The organism is Psychrobacillus psychrodurans, assembly GCF_050209195.1.
In the GTDB taxonomy this organism is placed as follows: domain Bacteria; phylum Bacillota; class Bacilli; order Bacillales_A; family Planococcaceae; genus Psychrobacillus; species Psychrobacillus psychrodurans.
Map to the genome: position 1 here is coordinate 1,591,369 of NZ_CP189791.1, position 13,227 is coordinate 1,604,595.

Genomic DNA, 13,227 nt, shown 5'->3' on the forward strand with positions numbered 1-13,227 from the left:
CAATTGTCCATACTTTAAACGGTAAGAAATATGAAACCTTGTATGCTCATTTAAAATCATTTACCGTAAAGATTGGACAAAATGTAAAACAAGGCCAACAGATTGGTATAAAGGGCACAACAGGAAATAGTACAGGAATACATTTGCATTTTGAAATTCACATACCATCTTACGAGGCGGGGCAGCCAAATGCAGTGAATCCTTTAAATTATATAAGCGAAACAGATATAACCGATGTACAAAAGCTTTTAAATTCAGTAGGTTATAAACTAATGGTTGATGGGATCGAGGGAACTTTAACAATTGCAGCTATTAAAGATTTTCAAAAGAAAAACGGCTTGGCAGTTGACGGAATAGTTGGGCCAAGAACTTTAGTTGCTTTAAAGAAAAAATAAAAAACATTAAGAGGAAAACAGAATATGTTAACAAAAAAAGAAATTCGGACAAAATAAAACCCCTCAACCATAAAGGTAAAGGGGTTTTTCGATGATTTCAACGAAAATGTCCACTTTTCGTTGAAATATGATATCGGCTCTTCGTTATCTTACTGATATTTAAGTATATTGTCAAGTACGTTAAATCTATTGAATATTGCGGTAAACACCAACTACTTTTCCGAGTATACTAACTGAATTTACGATGATAGGTTCCATGGAAGAGTTTTCAGGCTGTAAACGGAAGTAAGACTTCTCTTTAAAGAATCGTTTAACAGTTGCTTCATCTTCCTCTGTCATAGCAACGACAATATCTCCATTATTGGCTGATTGCTGTTGTTTTACAACGACGTAGTCACCATTCAATATACCTGCTTCAATCATACTATCACCCATAATCTCCAACATAAATAAATTATCATCGGCAGTACCAAAAGTTTCTGGAAGCGGGAAGAACTCTTCTATATTTTCAATTGCGGTAATGGGAACACCAGCGGTAACTTTACCTACAAGTGGGACATGCACAACATTTTGTTTTTCAGCAATACTACCTAATCCATCAAGAATCTCAATGGCACGTGGTTTAGTCGGGTCTCTTCTTATTAAGCCTTTACTTTCCAGTCTCGCTAAATGTCCATGTACAGTTGAGCTAGAGGCTAAGCCCACAGCTTCTCCTATTTCTCGAACAGATGGTGGATATCCTTTTTTACGAACTTCTTCTTTTATAAAAGCTAGAATGTCTTCCTGTCTCTTAGATGCTTTTTTCATATGCTCACCTCTTTTAGAGTAATTAATCTCTATCCTTTTCTATCTTATTAATAGTATAACAGGCGAAGAACTTTAATGCAAACATAGGTTCTAATTGTTGTTGACAAAAACAAGTGTTCGCATTATTATTGAAATATACATTACGAACACACATTCTATTGGAGGTATTATTTATGACTTGGATTAAAGAAAACTATTTTCTAACAATATTTGTAGCGTGTAGTATTGCTTTTATAATGTTTATATTAATCTCGAATTCTTTTTCAACTGATGAGAGTCTTCATATTAATATAGAGCAAGGCGATTCTTTATGGGAGTTAGCAAATGAGTATGGCGTGAAGGAAGATAAAAAAGTATGGATTAATAAGGTTATAGCTATGAATAATTTACAAGATGGACATATTAAAGCTGGGGAGATGCTTAAAATCCCAGTGGAGGAAAAAAGTTACCATTTCAATCATGAAACGGAGATAGCGGGCGATCCTAAATGAAATCAGTTATATATTGTCGAGTGAGTACTGAAAAAGAGTCTCAAGAGACATCTTTACAAAGGCAGGAGGAAGAGCTATTAGAATTTGCAACGCTACACAATTATGAAGTAGAGAAAGTATTTATAGATCAACATAGTGGATATGATATTGAACGTGAAGGCTTATTAGATTTACTGGATTATATAAAAGAAAATGAAATTAAAGCGATATTTGTTCAAGATGAAACCCGAATTGGTAGAGGAAATGGAAGAATGGCAGTTCTGCATCTTCTTCAAAAAACAAATACCTCAATATATACTTTACAGGACAAGGGTGTTATCAATTTAAATGAAATGGATTCTATGTTACTGGAAATACTTGCGCTTGTAGAAGAGTATCAAAGGAAATTACACAACGCTAAAATCAGAAGAGGTATGAAGAAAGCGGTCTCCGAGGGATATAGACCAGAGAAAAACTTAAAGACAAAAGGGAACCCTGAAGGTAGAGAAAGAATAGATGTTCCTTTAGAAGAAGTAGTCAGACTTCGGAATGCAGGACTTACTTATGAAGAGATTTCAATGACCTTAAAAGGTTTAGGATTTAATATTAGTAAAGCAACAGTACATAGACGTTATATTGAGTATATAGAAGCACATGGAGTGAAATGACTTGCACTCTGTGTGTTTTTTCCTTACCTTTATATTTAGATAAAGTGAAAGGATGAAATAAATTGTTAAGCAAAGAAAAATTAGCGAGAATTGGCGAGTTATCTAGAAAATCTAAAACATCGGGTCTTTCTATTGAAGAAGCAAAAGAACAAAGCTCTTTACGCAAAGAATATTTGGAAACTTTTCGTTCCACAATGAGAGATACAATCGAAAGTGTAAAAATAATTGACCCCGAAGGAAATGATGTGACACCTGTAAAAGTTCAGGAAGCGAAGAAAGGAAAGTTTCTGAATTAATTAATCATTTCAGAAACCATTGATAATACAGACATTCTTGTCTAAACTAGAAATATAGAAAAAATTTGTTTGAGAGGATGTCATTCATGTCATTACAATCCGATTTATTAGCAATTAATACGATTCGAACTTTATCTATTGATGCAATCGATAAAGCAAATTCTGGTCACCCTGGTTTACCAATGGGGGCAGCGCCAATGGCTTACACATTATGGACAAAACATTTACGTCATAATCCAAGTAACCCAACATGGTTTAACCGTGACCGCTTTGTGTTATCGGCAGGTCATGGCTCTATGCTTTTATATAGCTTACTTCATCTTGGTGGCTATGATTTACCAATGGAGGAGATTAAGAACTTCAGACAATGGGATTCTAAAACTCCTGGACATCCAGAGTTCGGTCACACTGCAGGAGTAGAAGCAACAACAGGTCCACTTGGTCAAGGAATTGGAATGGCGGTAGGAATGGCGATGGCGGAAGCGCATTTAGCTGCTACTTATAATAAAGAAAACCATTCTATTATTGATCATTACACTTACGCTTTATGTGGTGATGGTGATTTAATGGAAGGTGTAGCTGCAGAAGCAATTTCTCTTGCTGGACATCTTCAGTTGGATAAGTTAATTGTATTATATGATAGTAATGATATTTCTTTAGATGGTGATTTAAATAAATCATTCTCAGAAAATGTAGCAAAACGATTTGATTCATACGGTTGGAACTACATTCATGTAAAAGACGGAAATAATATTGAAGAAATTTCAAGTGCTATTGAAAAAGCGAAGTCTCAAAATGACAAGCCAACAATTATTGAAGTTAAAACTGTTATTGGGTTTGGCTCTCCTAACCGTTCTGGTAAGTCAGATGCTCACGGAATGCCGTTAGGAAAAGACGAAACACTTTTAGCTAAAGCTGAATATAAATGGTTATTTGAAGAGGACTTTTATGTTCCAGATGAAGTTTATGACACGTTTAAACAAGCATCAGAACGATTAGGTATTCAAGAAGAGTCCGCTTGGAATGAAAAACTGAAAAAGTATGAGTCTGAATTCCCTGAGTTAGCTTCGACATTAAAAACTGCGATTTCTGGTGAATTACCTGAAAACTATGCAGACGCTCTTAAAACATATGAAGCTGGTACTTCACATGCGACTCGTTCTGCTTCTGGAGAAGCTATTAATGCAATTGCTCAAAACCTACCATCTTTCTTCGGTGGTAGTGCCGATTTAGCGGGATCGAACAAAACAACTATGAAAAATGTTGGAGATTTTTCAGCTGATGATTATGCTGGGAAAAACATATGGTTTGGTGTACGTGAATTTGCAATGGGAACTGCTTTAAATGGAATGGCTTTACATGGTGGGCTAAATGTATTTGGTGGTACTTTCTTCGTATTTAGTGATTATGTAAGACCAGCAATTCGTTTATCGGCATTAATGGGACTTCCTGTAACGTATGTATTCACGCATGATAGTATCGCTGTCGGGGAAGATGGCCCAACTCATGAGCCAGTGGAACATTTAGCTTCTTTACGAGCAATGCCTGGTTTATCTGTGATCCGTCCAGCTGATGCTAATGAAACTGCAGAAGCGTGGAAACTAGCTGTATCATCAAAAAATAACCCTACAGTTTTAGTTCTTTCTAGACAAAATTTACCGACTCTTGAAAATTCCGTTGAACTAGCTAAAGAAGGAGTTTCAAAAGGAGCTTATGTTGCAGCACCTAATGAAAAAGCGGAGGCAATCTTACTTGCAACTGGTTCAGAAGTAAGTCTTGCTGTGGAAGCACAACAAGCACTTTCTAAAGAAGGAATCGAAGTTTCTGTCGTTTCTATGCCATCATGGGATTTGTTTGAGAAGCAAGATTCGGCTTATAAAAATGCGGTATTACCATCTCATTTAACGAAACGTCTTGCAATTGAGATGGGTGCTTCATTAGGGTGGCATCGTTATGTTGGATTTGAAGGGGACGTAATTGCTATTGATAAATTTGGTGCAAGTGCTCCTGGTGAAATTATAATGAAAGAATATGGTTTCTCTGTAGAGAACGTAGTTGCAAAAATGAAAGCATTACTTCAAAAGTAAACAGTTGTACAAGCAATTCGAATACTTTGATATTAAGTATTCGAATTGTTTTTTTTTATACCGCAATTGCATGCGGTTGCTGTAGAAGATAGCCCTTCAAAGTGAAGTTTCACTTTATTTAAAATTATAATAGAATGCAAAAAGAATCTATAGTATAATTTGGGGTGGTGTCTTGTACACGTAGATAAGTTCGTAAAGGAGGAGAATATATGCAAACATGGATTTGGATTGTTATTATAATCGTTGCTTTAATCGCTGGTGTGGCAATAGGATTTTTTGCGGCACGTCAATATATGATGAAATATTTAAAAGAAAATCCACCGATCAATGAACAAATGCTTCGTATGATGATGGCACAAATGGGTCGTAAGCCTTCTGAAAAACAAGTTAAACAAATGATGAATCAAATGAATAAAATGCAAAAATAAAAAAGCACTCAACTGAGTGCTTTTTTATTTGAAAGAAACTATACTTCATCTGAAAATAGATTTTATTTGTTTAGTAAGCCATTTTCTTGTAAGAAATCTGCAACAACTTGCTCATATTCCTTGCTGTTTTCATTGAAGGATTTAGCATGCTCACCAATATCAAATAATTTTAAAGTCTTTGGGCCTTGTTTTTTTTCGTATAAATCTTCGGTCATTTTAGGTAAGATAAAATCATCCTGTAAACTGTGGATAAACAAGACAGGTTTTTCAATCTTGTCTATAACATCAATTGGTGAAACGAGATTTAACGTATATCCATCACGAAGTTTCAAAAACAAATTAGCAAATCGAATGGCTAAACTAGTTCGAAGTGGAGTCGTCTGTGTCATTATATGAAAAACTTGCTGCTCAAAATCAGAAAATGCACAATCTGAAATATAAAAATCAGCGTCATCTATTATAGAACCAGCATACAATAATGTAGTAGCAGCGCCCATAGATTCCCCATGGATACCTAAAACCGCATCTTTCCCAGCTCTTTCTCTTACTGCCTCAACAATAGATTGTAAATCTACCTTTTCGTAAAAGCCGAAACTAGTTGTCTTGCCACCAGAATCACCATGTCTACGATGATCGTAGACGACACTATTAAAGCCTAGTCTTTCGAACATACGAACGAAACGGAGTGAGTTAATTTTGTTTTCTGTAACTCCATGGCAAATAACGACATAATTATTTGTTTCTAATGGCTCGACAAAAATAGCTTTTAAGGAATATCCGTTTTTAGATTCAATCCATTGTTCTGTTTTATTTACTGCGTTAAACCAGGCTTCATCTAATCGTTTAGAAGTTATTTCACGATTTAATATAAAATCATTTTCTTTTTTCTTCATATACATAAGCCTATTAGTTACAAAGAAACCAAAGAACGTAGCCATAGCGGTCAAGACACTAGTAAAAATACTCGTCCAAATAATTACACGTCTCTTCATCTGATCAACCCCTACTTACTTTTAAATAGTTTATACATTCCCGTGTCTATCTGCCTGGACACATACGGTTCAACCACTTCTACTGCCTTAAGCAATGAGTCGAGATTTATATTCGTCCCAATGCCCATTTGATGTAGCATATTCACAACATCCTCGGTTGCTACATTCCCTGTAGCACCAGGTGCAAAAGGACAGCCACCAAGACCACCAGCTGATGTATCAAATCGATCAATTCCCGCTTGTAGGCTAGCAAGAATATTGGCTATTCCCATTTTTCTAGTATCGTGAAAATGAGCAGTTATTAGTGTACCAGGGAATTCCTTCTTTAGTGAGTCGAATAATTCATAGCTTTCCTGCGGATTAGCCATTCCAATAGTGTCAGCTACGCTAAGTTCGTTTACACCCCATGAAACAAATTCCTTACATAATGCAAGCGTGTCCGATGAATCTACTTTTCCTTCATATGGACAATAAAATGCAGTGGATATACAGGCACGAACAAAATGACCTTCTTGTAATAGTTTTCCCACAATAGGCTTGAGTTCATCCATACTTTCTGTCGTAGTTTTATTAATATTTTTTTTATTAAAACTGTTTGAAACCCCAACAAAAACGGCGAAATTCTGTGCACCGGATTGTTTGGCTAATTCAACGCCCTTATGATTAGGGGTTAATACGAGTTGTCTACCCAACTTTTTAACTTGGGTGACTATTTCAATGGCATCTTTCATTTGTGGTACCCATTTTGGTGATACGAAAGAAGTCAATTCCATTTCCTCTATTCCTGCAAGTTGCAGTTTTTCGATAAAGGCTAATTTTACTTCTGTCGGCACCTCGTTTTTTTCATTTTGTAAGCCATCTCTTGGACCTACCTCGATAATTGTCACTTTATTTGGTAAACTAAACATAATCATCCCTCCCTCTTTATTGTAAAGAAAGGATGGTTAAACAAGCAAATTTAAATTTTGCTTTGTAGAAGTTTGTTTAATACAGGGGAAACAAGGAGGAAATCACGTGACAAATGAAGTTGTAATCGTAAGCGCAGTTAGAACTGCAATTGGTTCGTTTCAAGGGGCTTTGAAAGATGTGCCAGCTACTAAACTAGGTGCTATTGTAATTGAAAAGGCATTAGAGAAAGCAGGGGTTTCTAAAGATGCTGTGGACGAAGTAATTATGGGGAATGTCCTTCAAGCAGGTTTAGGACAAAATCCGGCTAGACAAGCCACTATTCAGGCTGGTTTGCCACAATCAGTTTCTGCTCTTACTATTAATAAAGTATGTGGTTCTGGCTTAAAAGCAATTCATCTTGCTACTCAAGCTATAATTGCAGGAGATGCAGATATTATTGTTGCAGGTGGAATGGAAAACATGAGTCAATCTCCTTATTTGTTGAAAAACGCTAGAGATGGCTTCCGTATGGGCGATCAAAAGGTAGTAGATAGCATGATTTCAGATGGTCTATGGTGTGCTTTTAATGATTACCATATGGGGGTAACCGCTGAAAACCTATGTGATCAATATAATATTACTAGAGAAGAACAAGATAGATTTTCTGCACGTTCGCAGAGCAGAGCAGCTAAAGCGATAGAAGAAGGTAAGTTTGCTGATGAAATCGTGTCAGTGGAAATTCCTCAAAGAAAAGGGGATCCAGTAATCTTTTCTCAGGATGAGTATCCAAAGAAAGGTTCTACTGAAGAAAAACTAGCTGGGCTTCGTCCAGCATTTAAAAAAGACGGTTCTGTAACTGCGGGTAATGCTTCAGGTATTAATGATGGAGCAGCTGCTGTAGTGGTGATGTCCAAAGCAAAAGCGGATGAACTTGGTCTTCAACCACTAGCGACAGTGGTAGCAAATGCATCTGCAGGAGTGGATCCGAGCATTATGGGGATTGGACCTGTGGAAGCAGTAAAAAAAGTATTAAACAAATCTCAATTATCATTAGCGGATATCGATTTAATTGAAGCAAATGAAGCTTTTGCAGCACAATCGATTGCTGTTGATAGAGAGCTATCCTTTAATCATGATATACTAAATGTAAATGGTGGAGCGATTGCATTAGGTCATCCGATTGGGGCTAGTGGTGCACGCATCTTCGTTACCTTACTTCACGAAATGAAGAAGAGAGATGCGAAAACCGGTCTAGCAACACTTTGTATCGGTGGTGGCCAAGGAGTTGCAACCATAGTTAAACGTTAATAAAGAAGGTGAACATATTGGCTAAGAAAAAACAAAGACAACAACAAGTAAAGCCTGCTAAGCAATTGGATGAAGGGAATTCATTGTCTGACAAACTTTCATCTGACGTTCTAGCAAAACTAAAAGAAACGAAGAAACAATTAGTAACAGCTGAACAAGAAAAAGAGGAAGAAAGACAAGCACAACTCGCTTTCGAAAAGAAAGAAAAAGAAAAGAACAAATCATTTGAAGAACTACTAGATGAATATGGCTTTGGTGGCTCTAAGTTCTAGGTGAATTAGATACAGTTTAGTAATCCAATAAATGGATTGCTAAACTGTTTTTTTGTTTGATAATTATATTCATTACATAGTTTTTAGCGAAATAACTCTGTCTGCAAAGAGTCAGCAAAATAGATTCAAAAGCTAAGCATCTTATTTGAAAGTCAAAAAAGGTCAGTGTATACTAATCTCAAAGGTTAAATATAGTCAAAGTCAAAAAGTTATGTATATAGGAGGAAATAAATATGAAATGTCAACATTGTAGTAAAAATGATGCAACGATGAGCCTGAAAGTGCAGTTGAATCATCAAGGAATGCAAATGAACTTATGCCACGTATGTTTTCAAGATATTCAAGGGCAATTGACTGCAGGAAAAATACCGTCATTTGGCAATGATGCAGAACATTTTTTCCAATCGAATGGGAGCCAACAGGCACGAACACAAACGAGACAGCTTGAAGAATCTCATGGCAATAGTTTGTTGGATCAACTTGGTAAAAACCTATCCAACGATGCTAAAGATGGGCGGATTGATCCAGTAATTGGACGTGATCAAGAAGTAAAACGTGTCATTGAAACGTTAAATAGAAGAAATAAAAATAATCCCGTTCTAATTGGGGAACCAGGTGTTGGTAAAACTGCTATTGCAGAAGGACTTGCAGTAAAAATCCATGAAGGCGATGTACCTGTGAAATTAATGAACAAACAAGTGTACTTGTTAGATGTCGCTTCACTCGTAACGAACACCGGTATTCGAGGGCAATTCGAAGAGCGAATAAAACAATTAATCGAGGAACTTCAAACACGGAAAGACGTGATTTTATTTGTTGATGAAATTCACTTACTCGTTGGGGCAGGCACGGCAGAAGGTTCAAAAATGGATGCCGGTAATATTTTGAAGCCTGCTTTGGCGCGTGGAGAAATGCAACTTATTGGTGCAACGACGTTGAAAGAATATCGTCAAATTGAAAAAGACGCTGCACTTGAGCGTCGTTTCCAACCAATTATTGTAAAGGAACCATCTACAGAAGATACGATTCACATTCTAAATGGTATCAAGGATCGGTATGAAAACTTCCATGAAGTGCACTATCCAGATGAAACGATTAAAGCTTTTGTTACTTTATCACAACGGTATATCCAAGATAGATTTTTACCAGACAAAGCAATCGACTTGATGGATGAAGTGGGGGCACGGTTAAATCTGACACATACGTCAGCATATTCGGAGTCAATCGAAACACGTCTTAACGAAGTCATTCAGCTAAAAGATCAAGCCGCAGAAAAAGAAGACTACGAGAAAGCGGCAAATTTACGCTTTGAGGAAATCCAGTTGCGGAAACAATTGGAGCAGGTAAAACAAAATGAGGACATAGCTCGAGTAAATGTGACGGTAGCAGATATCGAATTAATCGTAGAAGAAAAGACTGGAATTCCTGTGACAAAACTACAAGCAGCAGAACAGGCAAAAATGAAAGGAATCGCAGAAAATCTTAGTGAAAAAGTAATTGGCCAAGAAGATGCGGTCGATAAAATTGCCAAAGCGATCCGTCGTAGTCGTGCAGGGCTAAAATCTAAAAATCGACCTATTGGTTCTTTCTTATTTGTCGGTCCAACAGGTGTCGGTAAGACAGAGATTACAAAAGTGCTGGCAGAGGAATTATTTGGTTCACGTGATACGTTAATTCGTCTTGATATGAGTGAATATATGGAGAAACATTCGGTGTCTAAAATTATTGGTTCTCCTCCAGGTTATATAGGCCATGAGGAAGCAGGTCAACTGACAGAACATGTTCGCCGTAATCCTTATTCCATCTTATTGTTGGATGAAATTGAAAAGGCACATCCTGACGTACAAAATATGTTCCTGCAAATAATGGAAGATGGTCGATTAACGGATTCGCATGGCCGTACAGTCAGTTTCAAGGATACGGTCATAATAATGACGAGTAATGCTGGAACAGGCGACAAAAAAGTAAGTGTAGGATTCAATCAACCAGCACATGAATCCATCAATATGCTTGAAATGCTAGGGGCTTATTTCAAACCAGAATTTCTCAACCGTTTCGATGCTATTGTCGCATTCAATGAACTGACAGAAGAAAATTTACTAAAAATCATAGACTTGATGCTTGGAGATTTACTAGTAACAATTTCAGATAATAATATTGATATGACGATTTCGTCGGAAGCAAAACTAACCTTGGTCAAATTAGGTTACGATAAACGGTTCGGTGCTCGACCGCTTCGCAGAGTGATTCAAGACAAAATTGAAGATCCATTAACAGATCTTATTTTAGAGGAAGAAATGATTAAAAAGGTCCATGTAGATGTTATGGATGATGAAATTGTTGTTCGCAAAGTATAAAAATATTTAACACCCCCTGAAAGCTATTCAGGGGGTGTTTTTTCGTGTAACTATTAAAGTAGGATGTATTAGGCTTTATGTCTTACTATATTACATCGTTTAGCATGGCTTAAAGATTTCATATCATAGGAAGCTATCATAGTCCCACAAACCGCGATATTCTTGTTTCAGCACTTCCCTAATTATGAAGGTTCCTTTAAACTCTATGCTCCGTGTACAACTCTTGCTTTGTTATTTCTGCTGCTTGTAATAGAATGGTGTCTGGCACTTGCTGTTTATAAGCTTCGATCGATTCAAGTAATTGTTCCGAGTTACTAGCTCCAATGATCAGAGAACCTGTCACTTTTCTTTGTAACACGAATTGAAGTGCAATAGAAGCAATCGGAGCTTCTAATGTTTGTAATTTTTTGATAGTATCAACTAAATCTTTCTGCGTGTAACTAAGATAATCTTTTGTTTTAATTGCACGATTAAGACCATCTGCTGTAAGGAAACCTTTTGCAACTGTTCCCCGCGTGAACAGGGAAGCTTGATGGTCTTCTAGCAAGGAAAACCACTCTTCGGGTCTTCTGTCTAGTAGGCTATATTGCATCATAACAGAGACGGCATTACTTTTGCGTAAAAATCGGTCTATGACATTTGGGCGAATAGAGGATATGCCATATTCACGAATTAACCCTTCTTTTTGAAGAGATTCCATTGTGTCTATAACCTCTTCTACATTGTCTTCCATCGTGCCCCCATGTAGCTGATAAACATCTATATAATCAGTTTGAAGTCGCTTTAAAGAGGCATGAACTGCATCTGTTATCCATTCCTTAGTTGGATCCCATGACCAACCATCACCAGAATTATTGAGTCGATTTCCAACCTTCGTAGCTAATATAATATTTTGTCGATTGCTCTTAAGGGCATTACCAACAATCTTTTCATTTTCACCTTTATTATAAAGATCTGCTGTATCAAAATAATTAATACCGTTTTCAAGTGCTACTTGAATAATTTTATCCGCATCTATTTGATTTGATGGGAGTGACATGCATCCTAGTCCGATTTCAGATACGTATATATCACTTTTACCTAATTGTCTTTTCTTCAAGTTTCATCACGTCCTTTTCTACATGGTACAATGTCAAATAGATAGATTCAACTAAAGTGAAACACTAGAAACGAGAGGACGATTCGTTCTGAAAAAATTTGAGGAAATAACAATTCAATCTGAGGTTAAATATAAAGGAAGAATAATATCTCTTCAGATAGATGAAGTAGAACTACCAAATGGTAAAACTAGTAATAGAGAGATTGTCAAACACCCTGGTGCTGTAGCGGTCATAGCTGTAACAAAAGATATGAAAATAATTTTAGTGGAACAATATAGAAAAGCTTTAGAACGATCAATTATTGAAATTCCCGCTGGAAAAATAGAGATTGATGAAGTTCCCGAAATAACTGCGCTGCGTGAATTGGAAGAAGAGACGGGCTATACGACGGACAAACTTCAATACATTCAATCATTTGCCACATCACCAGGGTTTGCTGATGAGATTATTCATCTATATTTTGCAGAGAATATTGAAAAGTTGGAGCAACCAGTAGGCCTGGATGAAGATGAGTTTGTAGAATTACTACATGTGAGTCTTTCCGAGATGGAAGAAATGGTTAAAAAACAACAAATCTATGATGCTAAAACTGCCTTTGCATATATTTGGTTGAAAGATTATTTTAAAGAAGCATGATTTAAGATAGTACAAGCATATGATGAAAGTAGATAGGGGGGTGTTCCAATTTGAACCAGACTTATACTATTTTCATCTCATTATGTGTACTCGTTGTTAGTTTTATCGGAGGTTTAGTATTATTTGAAAAAAGTACGGCAGAACAGCAGCAATGGATTATTAATCTCTTGGATGCACGCGTTCTATTAATAGAACAGCCTACTTTTTTAGAAACGATTTTTCCTCACCTTATGTTTGCCATTGTGTTTTTTTTATTTTATCAGCATCCTTTTTTACGAAAGCTAATTTTAGTTATTTGTGCATTTAAGATTACATTCTATGGATATTGTTCGAGTTATATACTACAAACACAGGAATCTACTTTTCCTTATGTGTTTTGGTGGTTTCCATTTCAGCTAGTGTATTGTGTCTTGTTATTAGCTTTAGCAAATCGTATTAATATTTTTTCGCTATCCTTTTATATAATTGTTATAATTATAGAATCCATCTTAATACCATTTATATTATTTAATAATTAGTTTTT

General features: G+C 36.3%; 15 protein-coding genes. 11 read left to right on the top strand and 4 right to left on the bottom strand.

The window, feature by feature from the left end:
• Positions 1 to 38 precede the first annotated feature (38 nt).
• Entirely contained in the window at positions 39 to 395 is a 357-nt protein-coding gene (locus tag ACQCPR_RS07460; RefSeq protein WP_427138657.1) for a peptidoglycan-binding protein, read from the top strand.
• Between the two features lie 186 nt (positions 396 to 581).
• Here ACQCPR_RS07460 and lexA read toward each other — a convergent pair whose 3' ends face one another.
• Positions 582 to 1,202, bottom strand: a complete 621-nt coding sequence (gene lexA, locus ACQCPR_RS07465; protein WP_090561896.1) for a transcriptional repressor LexA — start codon at positions 1,200 to 1,202, stop codon at positions 582 to 584.
• A gap of 173 nt (positions 1,203 to 1,375) precedes the next feature.
• Between lexA and yneA the strand changes: the two genes are divergently transcribed.
• From yneA to ACQCPR_RS07490, 5 genes are all read left to right on the top strand, one after another.
• Positions 1,376 to 1,693 (top strand): cell division suppressor protein YneA, encoded by a 318-nt coding sequence (yneA, locus tag ACQCPR_RS07470; RefSeq protein WP_427138658.1) that lies wholly within the window; start codon positions 1,376 to 1,378, stop codon positions 1,691 to 1,693.
• The gene (locus ACQCPR_RS07475; RefSeq protein WP_427138659.1) at positions 1,690 to 2,340 is read left to right on the top strand and encodes a YneB family resolvase-like protein; all 651 of its coding nucleotides are present in this window, start codon (positions 1,690 to 1,692) and stop codon (positions 2,338 to 2,340) included. Before yneA ends, ACQCPR_RS07475 begins: the two co-directional genes overlap by 4 nt.
• 62 nt (positions 2,341 to 2,402) lie before the next feature.
• The gene (locus ACQCPR_RS07480) at positions 2,403 to 2,636 is read left to right on the top strand and encodes a DUF896 domain-containing protein (RefSeq protein WP_090561890.1); all 234 of its coding nucleotides are present in this window, start codon (positions 2,403 to 2,405) and stop codon (positions 2,634 to 2,636) included.
• Positions 2,637 to 2,722: 86 nt separating this feature from the next.
• Positions 2,723 to 4,723, top strand: a complete 2,001-nt coding sequence (tkt, locus tag ACQCPR_RS07485; RefSeq protein ID WP_427138660.1) for a transketolase — start codon at positions 2,723 to 2,725, stop codon at positions 4,721 to 4,723.
• A gap of 209 nt (positions 4,724 to 4,932) precedes the next feature.
• Positions 4,933 to 5,151 (top strand): YneF family protein, encoded by a 219-nt coding sequence (locus ACQCPR_RS07490; RefSeq protein WP_090561886.1) that lies wholly within the window; start codon positions 4,933 to 4,935, stop codon positions 5,149 to 5,151.
• Between the two features lie 62 nt (positions 5,152 to 5,213).
• Here the strand turns inward: ACQCPR_RS07490 and ACQCPR_RS07495 are convergent, their stop codons facing one another.
• On the bottom strand, positions 5,214 to 6,143 hold the full coding sequence (locus ACQCPR_RS07495; RefSeq protein WP_427138661.1) for an alpha/beta hydrolase: 930 nt from the start codon (positions 6,141 to 6,143) through the stop codon (positions 5,214 to 5,216).
• Positions 6,144 to 6,154: 11 nt separating this feature from the next.
• On the bottom strand, positions 6,155 to 7,051 hold the full coding sequence (locus ACQCPR_RS07500) for a hydroxymethylglutaryl-CoA lyase (protein WP_427138662.1): 897 nt from the start codon (positions 7,049 to 7,051) through the stop codon (positions 6,155 to 6,157).
• 106 nt (positions 7,052 to 7,157) lie between these two features.
• Here ACQCPR_RS07500 and ACQCPR_RS07505 point away from each other — a divergent pair, with 106 nt between their 5' ends.
• The 3 genes from ACQCPR_RS07505 (at position 7,158) to ACQCPR_RS07515 (ending at position 10,968) form a co-directional block, all read left to right on the top strand.
• Positions 7,158 to 8,339, top strand: coding sequence for an acetyl-CoA C-acetyltransferase (locus tag ACQCPR_RS07505; protein WP_427138663.1), 1,182 nt, complete (start codon positions 7,158 to 7,160; stop codon positions 8,337 to 8,339).
• An 8-nt stretch (positions 8,340 to 8,347) separates the two neighbouring features.
• A complete protein-coding gene (locus ACQCPR_RS07510) occupies positions 8,348 to 8,611 on the top strand; it encodes a DUF3886 domain-containing protein (RefSeq protein ID WP_427138664.1) in 264 nt (87 codons plus the stop codon).
• Positions 8,612 to 8,844: 233 nt separating this feature from the next.
• Entirely contained in the window at positions 8,845 to 10,968 is a 2,124-nt protein-coding gene (locus ACQCPR_RS07515) for an AAA family ATPase (RefSeq protein WP_427138665.1), read from the top strand.
• A 196-nt stretch (positions 10,969 to 11,164) separates the two neighbouring features.
• Here ACQCPR_RS07515 and ACQCPR_RS07520 read toward each other — a convergent pair whose 3' ends face one another.
• Positions 11,165 to 12,067: an aldo/keto reductase gene (locus ACQCPR_RS07520; RefSeq protein ID WP_427138666.1), complete on the bottom strand. Its 903-nt coding sequence runs from the start codon at positions 12,065 to 12,067 to the stop codon at positions 11,165 to 11,167.
• An 88-nt stretch (positions 12,068 to 12,155) separates the two neighbouring features.
• Here ACQCPR_RS07520 and ACQCPR_RS07525 point away from each other — a divergent pair, with 88 nt between their 5' ends.
• A complete protein-coding gene (locus ACQCPR_RS07525; RefSeq protein WP_269920875.1) occupies positions 12,156 to 12,704 on the top strand; it encodes an NUDIX hydrolase in 549 nt (182 codons plus the stop codon).
• Between the two features lie 50 nt (positions 12,705 to 12,754).
• A complete protein-coding gene (locus ACQCPR_RS07530; RefSeq protein ID WP_090561871.1) occupies positions 12,755 to 13,222 on the top strand; it encodes a hypothetical protein in 468 nt (155 codons plus the stop codon).
• Positions 13,223 to 13,227: the final 5 nt, after the last annotated feature.

What these genes read in the sequence shown, in the direction of transcription:
- lexA (WP_090561896.1), bottom strand. Translation starts at nt 1,202, where the DNA reads ATGAAAAAAGCATCTAAGAGACAGGAAGACATTCTAGCTTTTATAAAA.
- yneA (WP_427138658.1), top strand. Translation starts at nt 1,376, where the DNA reads ATGACTTGGATTAAAGAAAACTATTTTCTAACAATATTTGTAGCGTGT.
- ACQCPR_RS07475 (WP_427138659.1), top strand. Translation starts at nt 1,690, where the DNA reads ATGAAATCAGTTATATATTGTCGAGTGAGTACTGAAAAAGAGTCTCAA.
- tkt (WP_427138660.1), top strand. Translation starts at nt 2,723, where the DNA reads ATGTCATTACAATCCGATTTATTAGCAATTAATACGATTCGAACTTTA.
- ACQCPR_RS07490 (WP_090561886.1), top strand. Translation starts at nt 4,933, where the DNA reads ATGCAAACATGGATTTGGATTGTTATTATAATCGTTGCTTTAATCGCT.
- ACQCPR_RS07495 (WP_427138661.1), bottom strand. Translation starts at nt 6,143, where the DNA reads ATGAAGAGACGTGTAATTATTTGGACGAGTATTTTTACTAGTGTCTTG.
- ACQCPR_RS07500 (WP_427138662.1), bottom strand. Translation starts at nt 7,051, where the DNA reads ATGTTTAGTTTACCAAATAAAGTGACAATTATCGAGGTAGGTCCAAGA.
- ACQCPR_RS07515 (WP_427138665.1), top strand. Translation starts at nt 8,845, where the DNA reads ATGAAATGTCAACATTGTAGTAAAAATGATGCAACGATGAGCCTGAAA.